Genomic DNA, 15,220 nt, shown 5'->3' on the forward strand with positions numbered 1-15,220 from the left:
ATTGGTGTCCTTAATTAGTTGAGGCCGCGTACGGAGGAGATAAATTGCTTCAGTTCTGTGGTCTGCGGGTTGGCAAACAGCGTTTTGCTGTCTCCCTGCTCCCACACTTTTCCCTGATGCATAAACACCACGCGGTCGCCCACTTCGCGGGCAAAATTCATTTCATGCGTGACAAGGATCAGCGTCATCCCTTCGGCTGCCAGTTGCTCCAGCACTTTGAGCACTTCGCCCACCAGCTCCGGGTCAAGCGCGGAAGTGATCTCGTCACAGAGTAAAACTTTAGGCGACATCGCCAGGGCGCGGGCAATCGCCACGCGCTGCTGTTGGCCCCCGGAGAGGCTCGACGGGTAGTAATCCAGACGGTCACCCAACCCGACTTTCTCCAGCATGCGCTGCGCCAGCTCCCGACATTCGGCGGCGCTTTTCTTCAGCACCCGACGCGGAGCGAGCATCACGTTTTCCAGCGCGGTCATGTGCGGGAACAGGTTGAAGCTCTGGAATACCATCCCGACCGAGCGGCTGATTTCACGCGCCTGGGAATCCCGGTCGGTAATGGTCATGCCGCCGAGTTTGATGCTGCCGTCCTGATAACCTTCCAGACCGTTGATACAGCGCAGCAACGTACTTTTCCCCGACCCGCTGCGCCCGATAATCGAAATGACCTGGCCCATGTCGATATCCAGATCGACCCCCTTGAGCACGTGGTTTTCGCCGTAGTACTTCTGCACCTGATTAATGGTGATGAGAGGCATTGAATTTCGTCTCCAGATAGCGGCTGTAGCGGGACAGCGGATAACACAGAATAAAGTAGCCCAGCGCCACCAGCGCAAAGACCTTAAACGGCTGGTACGTGACGTTAGTCAGCATCGTCCCGGCCTTGGTCAGCTCGATAAAGCCGATAATCGACGCCAGCGCAGTGCCTTTGATCACCTGCACGGCAAAACCGACCGTCGGGGCGATGCCGATGCGTAGCGCCTGCGGGGCGACCACGCGAAACAACGTCTGGCCAAACGTCAGCCCGAGACAGCGCGATGCTTCCCACTGTCCTTTTGGCAGGGCACGAATGCTGCCAAACCAGATATCGAGTAAAAAGGCACTGGTGTAGAACGTCAGCGCCAGCGAGGCGGCGGTCCACGGCGACACATCAATGCCAAACAGCGCCACGCCGAAAAAGGCCAGGAACAGCTGCATCAGCAGCGGCGTGCCCTGAAACAGCTCAATATAGCCGCGGATGATGCGTTTCACCGTGCGTCCCCCCGTGAGGCGGAGCAGCAGGAGCGGCAGCGTCACCACCGCCCCGCCAACGAAGGCGACCAGCGACAGCAGCACCGTCCAGCGCCCGGCGAGCAGCAGGTTGCGAATAATGTCCCAGTCGGTAAAGGTGGTCGTCATGCCTGCACCCCCAGCCATTTCCGTCCTGCCGCCATCATCAGCTGGCGCAGGGTAATCGACAGCACTAAGTAAATTCCGGTTGTCACCAGGTAAACCTCAAAGCTCAGAAAGGTTCGGGACTGGATCAGGTTGGCGGCAAACGTCAGCTCTTCATACGAGACCTGCGACACCACCGATGAACCAAGCATCACGATAATGCACTGGCTCACCAGCGCCGGATAAATACGTTGCAGCGAGGGTGGTAACACCACCCGGATAAAGGTCTGCAAACGCGTTAACCCCAGCACGCGCCCGGCTTCCCATTGCCCTTTTGGGGTAACCTGAATGCCTGCCCGGATAATCTCGGTGCTGTACGCCCCCAGATTCACCACCATCGCCAGTAACGCCGCTTCCCCGGCGGTCATTTTCAGCCCCAGATTAGGCAGGCCGAAAACGATAAAAAACAGCTGCACCACAAACGGCGTGTTACGAATAATCTCTACGTAACCACCCCAGATCCGGCTGAACCACGTCGCCCGCCCGCTGCGAATGGCCGCCCCAAAAATACCGATTGCCAGGCCGCCCAAAGTTGCCATAACGGTCAATTGAATGGTGACCCACAACCCCGCCAGCAACTCCGGCCAGTGTGGCCAGAGTTCGGAGAAATGAAGTTGCTCTGTCATCGGCTCAGGCGCCAAGGTTTGCCGGCAGCGGAGCTTTCAGCCATTGCTCAGACAGGCCGTTCAGCGTGCCGTCTTTAATGCCTTGCTCAATCAGCGCATCCACTTTTGCTTTCAACGCCGGTTCATTCTTTTTCAGCCCAATAAAGCACGGCGAGTCCTTCAGCATAAAGCTCGGTACCGGGGCTTTAGCCGCGTTCTGGCGGGAAATGGCCGCCACCACCAGGTTGCCAGTGGCCACATACTGCACCTGGCCGGAAAGGTAGGCAGACAGCGTGGTGTTGTTGTCTTCATAGCGTTTCACGTCAGCGTCTTTCGGTGCCAGGCTGGTCAGCACCATGTCCTCCACCGCCCCGCGCGTCACGCCGATGGTTTTTCCGCTCAGTGCGGCGGCATCTTTCAGCTCTGCCCCTTTCGGGCCAAACACGCCGAGGAAGAACGGTGCGTAGGCGCGGCTAAAATCGATCACCTTCTCGCGCTCCGGGTTTTTACCGAGGCTTGAAATGACCAGATCCACCTTATCGGTTTGCAGGTACGGCACACGGTTGGCGCTGGTCACGGGTACCAGTTGCAGCTTGAGCTTCATCTGTTTAGCCAGATAACGCGCCATGTCGATGTCATACCCCTGCGGCTGTAGATCGGTCCCCACCGAGCCAAACGGCGGGAAGTCCTGCGGAACGGCGATGCGGATGGTGCCGCGTTTCTCAATATCCTGAAGCTGGTCCGCCTTTGCGGGCAGTTGTGTGAAGAGACATACGGCCCCGGTCAGTGCAATCAACAGTTTTTTCATGGTGCTTCCCCGTAACGTTAACATGAAACAAAAGATTCTTTGAATGTGATTTTGCAACTAATGTGCCAGATCAAGCGAAGCGGGAAATATTCTTGTAAAGCCTTATAAAACGCAGGTGGGTCGAAAAAACGCGTGTTTTCCCGACCCGCCAGATGCACCATTTAGATGCAAAGCACCAGCCTGATGCCCCATTATCGTTGTTCGAGTTCGTCCAGTTGCTGGTAGAGGGAGGCAATCTCGTGAATGCGCGGACGGCCTTTATCGAGAATCTCATGCAGAAAGGCATTCGCCAGCAGGTTGATCAGACTGTTGACCGAGGAATAGCTGTCATAGGCCGAAACGCTGTCCAGTGGGGCGCAAAGATGCCAGCTCGCCAGCGGAAACAGGCTGTGGGCCTGTGGCTCACACATCAGCAGCACCGGGATTCCGCTTTGCTGAAGCTGCTGCATCAGCGGGCGGATAATGCGCGGGCGACGGCGAAAAGCCATCATGATAACCAGGTCGTCAGCGGTTAAATCTACCAGCTCTTCGCTCAGGCTCTGCCCGGGCTGCGGCAGCACCAGCACCTGTCCGCGCGCCTGCAACAACTGCTGGCGGAGATGCAAGGCTGCCGGATAGGCGTTACGCATACCAATAATGATAATGCGCCGCGCCTTCACCATGCAGGCCATGGCCTCGGCAAACTGCTGCGCGTCGAGGGCATTGACCCACTGGGTCAGGTTCGCCATCTCCTGTTTATAGTGACGTGCCAGCAGCGTATTACCCTGCACCGCGTCACGGTTATCGGTAAGCGGCATCCCGCTCTGGCGCAGCGTGCGCAGCTCATCACGCATCTCTTTATACTTTTCATAGCCCAGACGCTTAAACAGACGGCTCACCGTGGCTTTCGACACCCCGCTAAGCTGTGCCAGCTCGGCGCTGTTGTAGCTGATCAGATCGTCAAAGTGATCGAAAATAAAATCCGCCACCCGCTGCTCCTGCGGCGACAGTGACGGGTATTGTGCTTTCAGACGTTCATCCAGTTGTTCCATAGCGCCTCTGTAACTTTTGTTTCATCACATTTTGCCTTTCATTCTACCTTTCATTATACGTGCCAGTTTACTGAAACTTTTCTTTCAGAACTGGAACAGCTTTTGCAGCACCTTGTGACTTTCAGAGTTACGAGGACGCTTCATGCAAAGTAATGTCTCCACGCACGGCATGGCCGTTGCGCCCCACCATCTTGCCAGCCAGAGCGCGCTGGCAGTACTGCGCGAAGGTGGCAGCGCGATAGAAGCGATGGTCGCAGCGGCGGCCACCGTTGCCGTGGTTTACCCACATATGAACGGGCTGGGTGGTGATGGCTTCTGGCTTATCGTGCCGCCGGAAGGTGATCCGATCGCCATTGACGCCAGTGGCGCGGCGGGTTCGCTGGCAACACTCGCCGCCTACGACGGGCTGACGCATATTCCCCATCGCGGACCTCAGGCGGCGCTGACCGTCGCCGGTACGGTCAGCGGCTGGGACGAGGCACTTAAGGTCTCGCGCGAGATGACCGGCAAGGCGTTACCGCTGTCCCGCCTGCTCGCTGACGCCATTGATTACGCGCAGAATGGCACGCCGGTCACCGCCTCGCAGGCCAGCGCCACAGCCAGTAAATACGAGGAACTGAAAGAGATCCCCGGATTCGCGGAAACCTGGCTGGTGGAGGGGAAACCGCCACGAGTCGGAAGCCGTTTTTACCAGCCCGCGATGGCCTCAACGCTCAAACGCCTGGTGGAAGACGGTCTGGACAGTTTTTATCGCGGTCCGCTGGCAAAGTGCCTGGCGCAGGGAATGGCGAAACTGGGTTTGCCCGTTACGCTGGCCGATTTAAACGCACATGTCGCCCGGCGCACCACGCCGCTGCGCTTGCAGCATCAACTGGGGGAAGTCTTTAACCTCGCCCCACCGACGCAGGGGCTGGTTTCACTGGCGATCCTGGGCATTACCGACCATCTGAAGATGGCGGAAGCCGACGATGCCGGGACGATTCATCGCATCGTTGAAGCCACCAAGCTGGCCTTTGGTCTGCGCGATACCCACATCACCGACCCGCGCGATCTGAAAACCGATATCCAGAGCTTGTTGGAACCCGCAACTCTTCAGACGCTTGCCGGACACATTGACGACAATCGCGCCGCGCCGTGGGGAACCGGAAAAGGCCCCGGCGATACGGTGTGGATGGGCGTGATGGATAACAGCGGGCTTGCCGTGTCGTTTATCCAGAGTATTTATCACGAGTTCGGCAGCGGCGTGGTGCTGCCCGATACCGGCATCGTCTGGCAGAACCGGGGCGCCTCTTTCAGCCTCGACCCGGATCATCTTCTGGCGCTTGCCCCCGGCAAACAGCCCTTCCATACCCTAAACCCGGCGGCGGCACGGCTGAACGACGGGCGTGTGATGGTCTACGGTTCGATGGGCGGAGACGGGCAACCACAAACCCAGGCCACGCTCTTTACCCGCTACGTCGTTCAGGGCATTCCGCTACAGGAGAGCATCTCCCGCCCGCGCTGGCTGTTGGGACGCACCTGGGGACAAACCTCGGACACGTTAAAACTGGAAGGCCGCTTTACTGCTGAGACGGTCTCTCAGCTCCGGGCGCTGGGTCATGAGGTGGAAATATTCCCTGACTTCAGTGAAGCCATGGGGCACGCGGGCGCGATTGTCCGCCACCCGAACGGCCTGTTCGAAGGCGCATTTGACCCGCGCAGCAACGGCGCGGCCGCCGGATTCTGAGGAGAAAACAATGACGACACAACAACCCGACTGGCATGCGTATCTGGCGCAAATGGAAACCGTGCTCGGCGTGACGCTGGACGACACCCGTCGCGCCGAGCTGCAATTGCAGTTCAGCCGCATTGCCGCCATGGCCGCCCCACTCATGGCGTTACCGCTCGACGACCGTCTGGAGATTGCAGGAGTGTATAAAGCATGACGCTACACGAAATGAGTATCAGCGCGATCCAGCAGGCCCTAAGCGCGGGCGAGCTGAGTGCGAGCGAGATTGCCCGCCAGACGCTGGAGGCGATTGCCCGCGTTAACCCGCAGATCAACGCCTGGACCGCCGTAACGGAAGAACGCATGCTGGCCGAGGCCGAAAATATTGACACCCTGCGCCGGGAAAAACGCCCGTTGCCACCGCTGGCAGGCGTGCCCTACGCGGTGAAAAACCTGTTTGACGTTGCCGGGCACACCACGCTTGCTGGGGCGGAACTGTTCAGCCAGCGCCCTGCCGCTACCGCCGACAGCTTTGCGGTGCGTCAGTTGCGCAGTGCTGGCGGGTTGCTGACCGGGATGGTCAATATGGATGCCTACGCCTACGGCTTTACCACTGAAAACAGCCACTACGGCGCGACGCATAACCCGCACGATCTGGCGCGCATTGCGGGGGGATCGTCCGGCGGATCTGCCGCCGCCGTTTCCGCCGGTCTGGTACACTTTTCGCTCGGAAGCGACACCAACGGCTCCATTCGCGTTCCGGCTTCCCTGTGCGGGATATATGGCCTGAAGCCCACTTTTGGCCGCTTATCGCGCTCCGGTAGCCATCCTTTTGTGGCAAGTCTGGACCATATCGGCCCCTTTGCCCGCCGCGTGAGCGATCTGGCGTCGGTATACGACGCGCTGCAAGGGCGGGATACCAGCGACGGTTTTCAGGCAGAAAGCTCGCGTGAACAGACGCGCCCCTTGCTCGGTCGCGGGCTTGATGGTCTGCACTGCGCCGTGCTTGGCGGCTATTTCACCACCTGGTGCGACGCGGACGCCCGCAACGCCGTAGCACGGGTGGCAAAAGCGCTCGACGTGCAGGATGAACTGCAATTCCCGGACGCCGAACTGGCGCGTTCCGCGGCGTTTCTCATCAGCGCTTCCGAAGGGGGAAATCAGTACCTGCCCACGCTTCGCCACGAGCCTGAACGATTCGAGCCACACTCGCGTGAACGGCTGCTGGCCGGGGCGATGATCCCCTCCGCCTGGTACATCCAGGCCCAGCGTTTTCGCGCGCACGCCCGGCAGGCCTTCAAAACCTTATTCGCCCAGGCTGATGTGCTTATCGCTCCGGCAACACCACGCAGTGCCACGCTGATTGGCGAGCAATTCATGGAAATCAACGGTCAGCAGCTACCCGTTCGCGCCAGCATGGGGATGCTGACGCAGCCGATTTCGTTTCTGGGTTTACCCGTCACCACCGTTCCGCTACGCACCGCCCAGGGTGCGCCGATTGGCCTGCAGTTGATTGCCGCGCCGTTTAACGAGCAGGCCTGCCTGCGCGTCGCGCGCGTGCTGGAAGAGAGTGGAATAACCGATGCCCGTCCGGCGGAGAGTGCAGCATGATGAATCACGATGACATTAACCTCCCGTGGGTGGTTACAGAGGTGACAGCCGCGTTTTACCGCTATGAAGACGCGCTGGTGAGCAACAATATCGCGGTGCTGGATGAGCTGTTCTGGCATGACAAAAATACGGTACGGCTGGGTGCGGGTGAAAACCTGTATGGCATTGAGGAAATCCGCGCCTTTCGTGCGGCACGTCCGTCCGCCGGGTTGCAGCGGACGTTGCGTCACACGGTGATCACCACCTTCGGTGAAGATTACGCCGTGTGCAGCACCGAGTTTACCCGCGAGGGCACAGAACGCATTGGACGCCAGCAGCAGACGTGGGTGCGGTTTGCCTGTGGATGGCGGATCGTGGCGGCACAGGTGAGTGTGATGTCATCGGATAGCTGGCCGGATAAGGCGTAACCGCCACCCGGCTAAACACGACATATTACTTCTGAATCGGATGCACTTCCCGCCAGTGGTCGGCAATCTGCTGGCGGGTACAGACCCACACCCGCTCATGCTGCTGCACATAATCAAGAAAGCGCTGCAACGCGCGAAAACGCCCCGGACGCCCCAACAGGCGGCAGTGCATGCCGATGGACATCATCTTCGGTGCGTTTTCCCCCTCTTCATACAGCACATCAAAGCTGTCCTTCAGATAGGTATAAAACTGTTCGGCCGTATTAAACCCCTGCGCGGTCGCGAAGCGCATGTCGTTAGCATCCAGCGTGTACGGCACAATCAGGTGTGGTTTACGGGTGCCGTCGCTGCACGCCACTTCCGTCCAGAAGGGTAAGTCATCGCCATAGTAGTCGCTGTCGTAGTCAAAGCCACCGTGCTCCACCACCAGCTGCCGCGTGTTAGGGCTGTCGCGCCCGGTGTACCAGCCGGTCGGTGGCTTGCCAAACAGATCGGTCAGTACATGCACCGCTTTCTGCAGATGCTCGCGCTCCTGGCTGATGTCCATATTCTGATAATGGATCCAGCGCCAGCCGTGGCTAACCACGTCGTAATCCGCCGCTTTGATCGCCTCAACAATATCCGGGTGACGCGCCAGCGCCATCGCCACGCCAAAAACCGTCAACGGCAGACCACGCTTTTGAAATTCATTGTGGATCCGCCAGAACCCGGCGCGGCTGCCGTATTCGTAGAGGGAGTCCATGGACATATGTTTGTCGGGGTAGCTGGCAGCACCGATGATATCCGACAGGAATTGCTCTGAACCGGCATCCCCGTGCAGAACGTGGTTTTCCGCCCCTTCTTCATAATTGAGCACAAACTGCACGGCGATGCGCGCCTGATTCGGCCACTGCGCGTGCGGCGGGTTACCTGCGTAGCCACGCAGATCCCGCGGGTAATCCTGTTCAAAAAGCGCCATTACGTCTCCCCTCATCTTCAAAATGGATTCAGTGCCTGAAACTGTCCGCTTAACGCTTTTTTCTCCGGGAACGCCAGGTCCCCATGCTTACTGGTCGACAACCCCAGAGCCACCAGCGACTCCACCATTTTCACCGCCGCGCTGACGCCGTCGATGACAGGCACACGCAACTCGCGCGTCAACTCCTGCGCCAGTGTCGCCATACCTCCGCAACCCAGCACAATGGCCCCGCAGCCATCTTCTTTCAGTGCCTGTATACAACGCGTGCGCACTTTTTCCTGCGCCAGACCGCTACCGTCTTCCAGCGCCAGCACCGGGAGATCGATGGCGTGCAGGGCTGCACAATGATCCTGAAAGCCATACTGGTGCAGCAGGTGACGGGCGATGATCAGCGTGCGCGGTAGCGTGGTGACAATAGAAAAGCGTGTCGCCACCAGCGTGGCCATATGCATGGCGGCTTCGGCAATGCCAACAACCGGCCCCTGCGCCAGCTCGCGCGCCGCCAGTAAACCCGGATCGCCAAAACAAGCAATCACGTGGCCCGATACGCCCTGCTCTCGGCCTTTTTTGATCTGCTCAAGAACACCAACGGCGGCAATGGCTTCATCAAAATGGCCTTCTATCGACGGCACGCCAGCAGTTGGACAGACCGCGAGGATCTCCGTACCCGGCGAAGCCACCGCCCGGGCCGCCGCGCCGATGGTTTCCGTCATCGCGAGGCTGGTATTGGGGTTGATCACTTGTATACAGACAGACATTACGACTCCTTGTGGCCGGCAAACAGCCGGGCAAAATCAGGCAGGCACTCGCCCGCCCGCTCGAAACAGAGGCTGGCGACGATATGTTCAAAATGGTGCATCAGGGCATCGCTTAGCGGCTGGAGCGCTTTCTGACGCAGCAACTCCACAAGCTGTTCGTGATCGTTGCAGCGGCAACCCTGACGCCACGGTGCTCCCCAGGTGGCAATCACCAGCGAGGAGCGCTGGCTCAGGCTGGTCACCATCTCCGTCAGCACCTGGTTGCCGGAGATGGCCTGTAGCTGAATGTGAAAATTGGCGGAATGGCGGATGGCCGCTGGTCCGTCGTACGCCTCGTGCGCCTGCTGTTCCTGACGAATAATGGCTTCCAGTGCTGCCAGATGTGGCGGCTGGCAGTGGGCCAGCACATCCGGCAGGTTGGCGACCTCCAGCAGAGCACGTGTGCGAAAGATGTGTTGCGCCTCTTCTACAGTCGGGCTGGCGACATGTGCACCACGTTTGGGCGTTAACGTGACCATTTGCACAGCCGCGAGTCGTTGCAGCACCTTGCGGATGCCCGTGCGGCTCACGCCGAAGACCTCGGCCAGCGCTTCTTCCGGCAACTTACTCCCCGGCAGCAACTGATGTTCGACAATCGCAGTCATCAACGCCTGAAAGATGGATTCGTCTTTGTCTTGCAGGTCTGGCGCGGCGTGCAGACTGTTTACGTTGTTCATTACCCACTCCACTTTTTACTTTCCGATATCGAATCGTATACATAAAAATAAAATATTGCATACAAGATTTATTATTTTGGCCTGAATCCTGCAACACCCGTTGCACTCCCACTTAACGGGTTTTCATTCACAGGAGCAGGTTTCATGCCAAACAGACAAAATACGCAGCAAGGTACGGCCGCTGATTCCGGTGCGGTTTACAGCCCACGGCTTTGCAATGAGGATCTGGCACCGACGCGTGACCAGAACTGGAGCTGGTACAACATCTTTTCTTTCTGGATGTCGGACGTTCACAGCATGGGGGGTTATGTTGTCGCCGCGAGCTTCTTTACGCTCGGGCTGGCAAGCTGGCAGGTGTTGCTCTGCCTGCTGGTGGGGATTTGCATTGTACAGTTGTGCGCCAACCTGGTGGCCAAACCGAGCCAGATGGCGGGTGTGCCCTATGCGGTGATCAGCCGTCAGGCATTTGGTGTCTTCGGGGCGAACATTCCGGCGGTGATCCGCGGACTTATCGCCTTCGCGTGGTACGGCATTCAAACCTATCTGGCTGCCAACGCCCTGATGCTGGTGGCGCTGAAGTTCTGGCCATCGCTCTCTTCGCTCACCACCGGCGCGTTCCTCGGGTTGTCGCACCTGGGCTGGATCTGCTTTGCCATCATGTGGGTATTGCAGGCGATGGTCTTCTGGCACGGCATGAGCGCCATCAAGCGCTTTATTGATATCGCCGGTCCGGCGGTGTACGCGGTGATGCTGGCGCTGGCAGGCTGGATTGTATACAATACCGGGTTCGACGGGATCTCCTTTACCCTTGCCAGCAAATCCCTGAGCGCGGGTGAGCAGACCTGGCAGATGATCACAGCGACCGCGCTGGTGGTCTCTTACTTCTCCGGCCCGTTACTCAACTTTGGTGATTTCTCGCGTTACGGTAAAAGCATGGGTGAAATTCGCCGTGGAAACCGCTGGGGCCTGCCGTTTAACTTCCTGCTGTTCTCCATCGTTACCGTGGTGATTGTCTCCGGTACCCAGTCACTGTTTGGCCGCATGATCACCGACCCAATCGAAACCGTCAGCCGCGTGGGCAACGATCTGGCCGTGGCCATCGGTCTGCTGACGATGATCACCGCCACCATCGGGATCAACATCGTGGCGAACTTTGTCTCCCCGGCGTTTGATTTCTCTAACTGCTCGCCGCAGAAAATCAGCTTCCGCACCGGAGGGATGATTGCCGCCGTTGGCTCGATCCTGCTCACCCCGTGGAACCTGTTCAACTCTCCGGAGCTTATCCACTACACCCTGGACGTGCTCGGGGCGTTTATCGGCCCGCTGTTCGGTATTCTGATTGCGGACTTCTACCTGATTAAGCGCGGGAAAGTCTCTGTGGACGATCTGTTCGACGACACGCCAAAAGGCAAATACTGGTATCGCAACGGCTTTAACCCGAAAGCCATCGCTGCGCTGATTCCGTCCGTTGGCATAGGGCTGGTGATAAGCTTCATCCCGGCCCTGCACGAAGTGGCGAACTTTAGCTGGTTCATCGGCGTCTTCCTCGGCGGCGTGACCTACCGCTGGCTGGCGCGAGAAGAGCGCGAAGTAGCTGCTGCCCCGCAATTTAACTCCCGCGTGGCGACGCAAAAAGAGTAACCCTTCCTTCTGGCCGCAGTTTTCCTGCGGCCTTCCTCAAGCTGGCACCCTTTTTGCTCATTCTCATGACTCCGCTACGCAAACATAAAGGCAGGAACCATCATGGAATACCAGACAGCGATCCGCGGTGCATTTTTTGATATTGCCCAGGTCTGCGACAGTGCAGACGCTATCGCCCAACACGCACGCTATCTTGAGGACGGACTGCTGTTCATACAGAACGGTAAAATTCAGGCGCAAATGGCATGGCAGGATGGCGAGCAGTATCTTGATCCTCGCAAAGGCTACACCGACCTGCGCGGCAAACTGCTGATGCCCGGTTTTGTCGATACCCACGTCCATTATCCGCAAACCGAGATGATCGGTGCGTTTGGCGAGCAGCTACTGGAGTGGCTGACCACCTATACGTTCCCGGTGGAGAGCCAGTTTTCCGATGAGGTGTATGCAAAAGAGATTGCCGAATTTTTCATTAGCCAACTGGTAAGCCATGGCACCACTACCGCGCTGGTGTTTTGTACGCTGCATCCCGAATCGGTCGAGGCGCTGTTTACCGAAGCCCTGCGCCTCAACATGCGCCTTATCGCCGGTAAGGTGATGATGGACAGGCACACGCCGGACTATCTCAGCGAAGACGCGAAACAGAGCTACCGGCAGACGCGCGAGCTGATCCAGCGCTGGCACCACCGGGGACGGTTGGGGTATGCCATTACCCCGCGTTTTGCACCGACGTCTTCACCCGAGCTGCTCGCGGCGGTGAGTTTACTCAGAGAGGAGTTTCCGGATACCTGGATGCAGACCCATCTGAGCGAAAACCCGAATGAAGTGGCCTGGGTGGGCGATCTCTGGCCAGAGCACGAACGTTATCTGGATGTGTATCACCACTACGGTCTGACCGGCGAGCGCAGCGTGTTCGCTCACGGGATCCATCTGCATGAGAGCGAATGGCGCTGCCTGCATGATACCGGCTCTGCTGTCGCATTTTGCCCCACCTCCAATCTGTTTCTCGGTAGCGGGCTGTTTCGTTTGCCCACCTGCTGGCAGCACAAGGTGCGCATGGGCATCGGCACTGACGTCGGCGCGGGCACGACCTTCAGCATGCTACGTACCCTGGGGGAAGCCTATAAAGTGGGTCAATTACAGAGCTACCGCCTGCGCGCCAGTGAAGCGTTTTATCACGCCACGCTGGGTGGCGCGCACGCGCTCAGGCTGGACGACAAGATTGGTAACTTCACACCGGGTAAAGAAGCCGATTTCATCGTGATTGACCCTGACGTGACACCGCTACAACACCTGCGCAATCGTCGCTGCAAAGATATCTACGAGCAGCTTTTCGTACTGATGACTCTGGGCGACGAGCGCAATATCAGCGAGACCTGGGTCAACGGCGAGCAGGTCTGGTCAACTGCCCCTGTAGGTTGACCACCCACCAGGTGCAATCACAAACGGCAGATGGAAGTGCTCCTCTGCCGTTCCTCCCGTTACAAAATCAATTTGCGCGCAGGGATAGAGGGTGTCTCGGCCAGTTTCGCGAAACCATTCACCGATCTCCGCCACCAGCCGATAACGGCCTGCGGGCAGAAAGGGAACGAACGTCGTAATGCGCCCCTGCGCGTTGGTCACGTCCGTAGCCAGCGTTTTTCCTTCCTGTTGCAGATGAACCGTCACCCCCTGTGCCGGTTTTCCCGTCGAAATATCCAGAATATGCGTACTTAAGGTGCTCATTCGTTTATGACTCCTTCCAGTCGTAGCAGCGTAATTTCCCGCAACTGTTCCAGCGCGACCTGCACTTCCTGCGCCTCACTGTTCTCCAGCCGCACATGCAGCGCCTGTAAAATCTCCTCTCCGCTGCGGCCTTTAGCGCGGATCAGAAATACGCGTCCGAAAAGGGCTTCATAACGGGCATTACCTTCGCGCAAGGCCTGCGCAAGGGCTGCGTCGCGGTCATTTACCGCTCCCTGCTCCTGACGGGATAGCGCCGCCTCGACCTGTGAACCTGTAGGTTTTTCTCCAATGCGCGGATGCGCGCTCAGGGCTTGCGCTAGCGCCGTCTCATCCCAGGTTTGCGCCTGTGCCGTGGCCGCGTTGAACAATGCCCCCCGGCTCGGGTAAGGCCGCCCGCGAACCAACGCGTCGGCCCAGCCAGGAATGGCTACGCAGGGGTGTAACAGCGCAAGCGCATCTGCGTCAGGAAGATGATTAAAGTCGTGCAGTGCGATCATAGTGGCTCCTTTATCACAATCCTTCTGGCTGTTGCACAAATCGCGCCACTTTTACCGCACCAGCGCACCTTAGCAGTGCAACGTCACCTCTCACAATGCCCTTTTCGCCGCTCTGCAGCCTGGTACGCAAATTGCTGAATGTCTTTACACCCTGCAAAAGGAGAGAAGCATGAGAGCAATCGTCATTGGCGCGGGTATCGGCGGTCTGAGCGCCGCTGTCGCGCTCAGAAAAGCGGGCATCGACTGTACCGTGTATGAAGCCGTAAAAGAGATCAAGCCCGTCGGCGCGGCCATCTCCATCTGGCCTAATGGGGTGAAATGTATGCAGCACCTGGGTATGGGTGACATCGTTGAAACCTATGGTGGCCCTATGCGTTTCATGGCCTACAAAGATTACCGACGCGGCGATACCCTGACCCGCTTTAGCCTTGCCCCGCTGGTCGAGCGCACCGGTGGACGCCCCTGCCCCGTCTCGCGTACGGAACTTCAACGCGAGATGCTGACCTTCTGGGGGCGCGACAAGGTACAGTTTGGCAAGCGCGTCGAACATGTCAGTGAAGATGACGCTGGCGTCACAGTGACCTTCACCGATGGCACTACCGCAACCGGGGATTTCCTGATTGCCGCCGACGGGAGTCACTCTGCGGTGCGCCCCTACGTGCTGGGGTATACACCCGAGCGCCGCTACGCAGGCTACGTTAACTGGAACGGGCTGGTGAAGATTGATGAAGAGATTGCTCCCGCTCACCAGTGGACAACCTTCGTAGGGGAAGGCAAACGCGTGTCGTTGATGCCCGTCTCAGGCGGTCGCTTCTATTTCTTTTTTGATGTTCCGCTTCCTCTCGGGCTGGCGGAAGACCGCACGACAGTGCGGGCCGATCTCACCGGCTACTTCCGCGGCTGGGCACCGCCTGTGCAGAAGCTCATCGCGGCGCTGGATCCCGAGACCACCAACCGCATCGAAATTCACGATATCGAACCGTTCGACAGCCTGGTGCGCGGCAAGGTGGCACTTCTCGGCGATGCCGGACACAGCACCACACCGGATATCGGCCAGGGCGGTTGCGCCGCCATGGAGGATGCGGTGGTGCTCGGGGACTGTCTGCGTGACAACCATAACATCATGCTGGCACTGCGACAGTATGAAGCGCTGCGCTGCGACCGGGTTCGTGACCTGGTACTAAAAGCCCGCAAACGCTGCGACGTCACCCACGGGAAAGACATGACGCTGACACAGGCCTGGTACCAGGAACTCAAAGAGGAGACCGGAGAGCGCATCATCAAGGGTCTGTGCGACACCATTCAGGGCGGACCATTAGGCTGAAGACAA

At 58.6% G+C, this 15,220-nt stretch carries 17 protein-coding genes; 7 read left to right on the forward strand and 10 right to left on the reverse strand.

The window, feature by feature from the left end; genetic code table 11:
• Positions 1-14: 14 nt before the first annotated feature.
• The 5 genes from HED65_RS08885 to hpxU form a co-directional block, all read right to left on the reverse strand.
• Entirely contained in the window at positions 15-752 is a 738-nt protein-coding gene (locus HED65_RS08885; protein ID WP_010429436.1) for an amino acid ABC transporter ATP-binding protein, read from the reverse strand.
• Positions 733-1,392 carry an amino acid ABC transporter permease gene (locus HED65_RS08890; RefSeq protein ID WP_114978284.1) on the reverse strand — a complete coding sequence of 220 codons (660 nt, stop codon included), beginning with the start codon at positions 1,390-1,392 and terminating at the stop codon, positions 733-735. The genes HED65_RS08885 and HED65_RS08890 overlap by 20 nt, the downstream gene beginning before the upstream one ends.
• A complete protein-coding gene (locus HED65_RS08895; RefSeq protein WP_114978378.1) occupies positions 1,389-2,054 on the reverse strand; it encodes an amino acid ABC transporter permease in 666 nt (221 codons plus the stop codon). The genes HED65_RS08890 and HED65_RS08895 overlap by 4 nt, the downstream gene beginning before the upstream one ends.
• Positions 2,055-2,058: 4 nt before the next feature.
• On the reverse strand, positions 2,059-2,841 hold the full coding sequence (locus HED65_RS08900; protein ID WP_028019137.1) for a transporter substrate-binding domain-containing protein: 783 nt from the start codon (positions 2,839-2,841) through the stop codon (positions 2,059-2,061).
• A 191-nt stretch (positions 2,842-3,032) separates the two neighbouring features.
• Complete coding sequence (gene hpxU, locus HED65_RS08905; RefSeq protein WP_114978285.1) at positions 3,033-3,872, reverse strand: MurR/RpiR family transcriptional regulator HpxU; 840 nt, start codon at positions 3,870-3,872, stop codon at positions 3,033-3,035.
• Positions 3,873-4,014: 142 nt separating this feature from the next.
• Here hpxU and hpxW point away from each other — a divergent pair, with 142 nt between their 5' ends.
• Genes hpxW through hpxZ form a run of 4 tightly spaced genes read left to right on the forward strand, consistent with a single transcriptional unit; the run spans position 4,015 to position 7,598 of the window.
• Positions 4,015-5,598, forward strand: a complete 1,584-nt coding sequence (gene hpxW, locus HED65_RS08910) for an oxamate amidohydrolase (RefSeq protein WP_114978286.1) — start codon at positions 4,015-4,017, stop codon at positions 5,596-5,598.
• 10 nt (positions 5,599-5,608) lie between these two features.
• The gene (gene hpxX, locus HED65_RS08915; RefSeq protein WP_114978287.1) at positions 5,609-5,797 is read left to right on the forward strand and encodes an oxalurate catabolism protein HpxX; all 189 of its coding nucleotides are present in this window, start codon (positions 5,609-5,611) and stop codon (positions 5,795-5,797) included.
• The gene (locus HED65_RS08920) at positions 5,794-7,191 is read left to right on the forward strand and encodes an AtzE family amidohydrolase (protein ID WP_114978288.1); all 1,398 of its coding nucleotides are present in this window, start codon (positions 5,794-5,796) and stop codon (positions 7,189-7,191) included. The genes hpxX and HED65_RS08920 overlap by 4 nt, the downstream gene beginning before the upstream one ends.
• The gene (gene hpxZ / locus HED65_RS08925; RefSeq protein WP_114978289.1) at positions 7,188-7,598 is read left to right on the forward strand and encodes an oxalurate catabolism protein HpxZ; all 411 of its coding nucleotides are present in this window, start codon (positions 7,188-7,190) and stop codon (positions 7,596-7,598) included. The genes HED65_RS08920 and hpxZ overlap by 4 nt, the downstream gene beginning before the upstream one ends.
• A 25-nt stretch (positions 7,599-7,623) precedes the next feature.
• Here hpxZ and puuE read toward each other — a convergent pair whose 3' ends face one another.
• From puuE to HED65_RS08940, 3 genes are read right to left on the reverse strand one after another with little or no spacing between them, the layout of a single operon-like run.
• Positions 7,624-8,556 (reverse strand): allantoinase PuuE, encoded by a 933-nt coding sequence (gene puuE, locus HED65_RS08930; RefSeq protein ID WP_114978290.1) that lies wholly within the window; start codon positions 8,554-8,556, stop codon positions 7,624-7,626.
• Between the two features lie 17 nt (positions 8,557-8,573).
• Complete coding sequence (gene hpxA / locus HED65_RS08935) at positions 8,574-9,314, reverse strand: allantoin racemase (protein WP_114978291.1); 741 nt, start codon at positions 9,312-9,314, stop codon at positions 8,574-8,576.
• Entirely contained in the window at positions 9,314-10,030 is a 717-nt protein-coding gene (locus HED65_RS08940) for a GntR family transcriptional regulator (RefSeq protein ID WP_049008408.1), read from the reverse strand. The genes hpxA and HED65_RS08940 overlap by 1 nt, the downstream gene beginning before the upstream one ends.
• 144 nt (positions 10,031-10,174) lie before the next feature.
• Between HED65_RS08940 and HED65_RS08945 the strand changes: the two genes are divergently transcribed.
• Complete coding sequence (locus tag HED65_RS08945; RefSeq protein ID WP_114978292.1) at positions 10,175-11,671, forward strand: NCS1 family nucleobase:cation symporter-1; 1,497 nt, start codon at positions 10,175-10,177, stop codon at positions 11,669-11,671.
• 102 nt (positions 11,672-11,773) lie between these two features.
• Entirely contained in the window at positions 11,774-13,090 is a 1,317-nt protein-coding gene (gene guaD / locus HED65_RS08950; RefSeq protein WP_114978293.1) for a guanine deaminase, read from the forward strand.
• Here guaD and uraH read toward each other — a convergent pair.
• A complete protein-coding gene (uraH, locus tag HED65_RS08955; protein WP_114978294.1) occupies positions 13,070-13,393 on the reverse strand; it encodes a hydroxyisourate hydrolase in 324 nt (107 codons plus the stop codon). The two genes, guaD and uraH, sit on opposite strands and share 21 nt — an antisense overlap.
• The gene (gene uraD, locus HED65_RS08960; RefSeq protein ID WP_114978295.1) at positions 13,390-13,890 is read right to left on the reverse strand and encodes a 2-oxo-4-hydroxy-4-carboxy-5-ureidoimidazoline decarboxylase; all 501 of its coding nucleotides are present in this window, start codon (positions 13,888-13,890) and stop codon (positions 13,390-13,392) included. Before uraD ends, uraH begins: the two co-directional genes overlap by 4 nt.
• Before the next feature lie 169 nt (positions 13,891-14,059).
• Between uraD and hpxO the strand changes: the two genes are divergently transcribed.
• Positions 14,060-15,214: an FAD-dependent urate hydroxylase HpxO gene (gene hpxO, locus HED65_RS08965; protein ID WP_114978296.1), complete on the forward strand. Its 1,155-nt coding sequence runs from the start codon at positions 14,060-14,062 to the stop codon at positions 15,212-15,214.
• The last annotated feature ends 6 nt before the right edge of the window (positions 15,215-15,220 follow it).

The sequence above is a fragment of the Pantoea sp. LS15 genome, assembly GCF_012241585.1.
Lineage (GTDB): Bacteria > Pseudomonadota > Gammaproteobacteria > Enterobacterales > Enterobacteriaceae > Enterobacter.

What these genes read in the sequence shown, in the direction of transcription:
- HED65_RS08885 (WP_010429436.1), bottom strand. Translation starts at nt 752, where the DNA reads ATGCCTCTCATCACCATTAATCAGGTGCAGAAGTACTACGGCGAAAAC.
- HED65_RS08890 (WP_114978284.1), bottom strand. Translation starts at nt 1,392, where the DNA reads ATGACGACCACCTTTACCGACTGGGACATTATTCGCAACCTGCTGCTC.
- HED65_RS08895 (WP_114978378.1), bottom strand. Translation starts at nt 2,054, where the DNA reads ATGACAGAGCAACTTCATTTCTCCGAACTCTGGCCACACTGGCCGGAG.
- HED65_RS08900 (WP_028019137.1), bottom strand. Translation starts at nt 2,841, where the DNA reads ATGAAAAAACTGTTGATTGCACTGACCGGGGCCGTATGTCTCTTCACA.
- hpxU (WP_114978285.1), bottom strand. Translation starts at nt 3,872, where the DNA reads ATGGAACAACTGGATGAACGTCTGAAAGCACAATACCCGTCACTGTCG.
- hpxW (WP_114978286.1), top strand. Translation starts at nt 4,015, where the DNA reads ATGCAAAGTAATGTCTCCACGCACGGCATGGCCGTTGCGCCCCACCAT.
- hpxX (WP_114978287.1), top strand. Translation starts at nt 5,609, where the DNA reads ATGACGACACAACAACCCGACTGGCATGCGTATCTGGCGCAAATGGAA.
- HED65_RS08920 (WP_114978288.1), top strand. Translation starts at nt 5,794, where the DNA reads ATGACGCTACACGAAATGAGTATCAGCGCGATCCAGCAGGCCCTAAGC.
- hpxZ (WP_114978289.1), top strand. Translation starts at nt 7,188, where the DNA reads ATGATGAATCACGATGACATTAACCTCCCGTGGGTGGTTACAGAGGTG.
- puuE (WP_114978290.1), bottom strand. Translation starts at nt 8,556, where the DNA reads ATGGCGCTTTTTGAACAGGATTACCCGCGGGATCTGCGTGGCTACGCA.
- hpxA (WP_114978291.1), bottom strand. Translation starts at nt 9,314, where the DNA reads ATGTCTGTCTGTATACAAGTGATCAACCCCAATACCAGCCTCGCGATG.
- HED65_RS08940 (WP_049008408.1), bottom strand. Translation starts at nt 10,030, where the DNA reads ATGAACAACGTAAACAGTCTGCACGCCGCGCCAGACCTGCAAGACAAA.
- HED65_RS08945 (WP_114978292.1), top strand. Translation starts at nt 10,175, where the DNA reads ATGCCAAACAGACAAAATACGCAGCAAGGTACGGCCGCTGATTCCGGT.
- guaD (WP_114978293.1), top strand. Translation starts at nt 11,774, where the DNA reads ATGGAATACCAGACAGCGATCCGCGGTGCATTTTTTGATATTGCCCAG.
- uraH (WP_114978294.1), bottom strand. Translation starts at nt 13,393, where the DNA reads ATGAGCACCTTAAGTACGCATATTCTGGATATTTCGACGGGAAAACCG.
- uraD (WP_114978295.1), bottom strand. Translation starts at nt 13,890, where the DNA reads ATGATCGCACTGCACGACTTTAATCATCTTCCTGACGCAGATGCGCTT.
- hpxO (WP_114978296.1), top strand. Translation starts at nt 14,060, where the DNA reads ATGAGAGCAATCGTCATTGGCGCGGGTATCGGCGGTCTGAGCGCCGCT.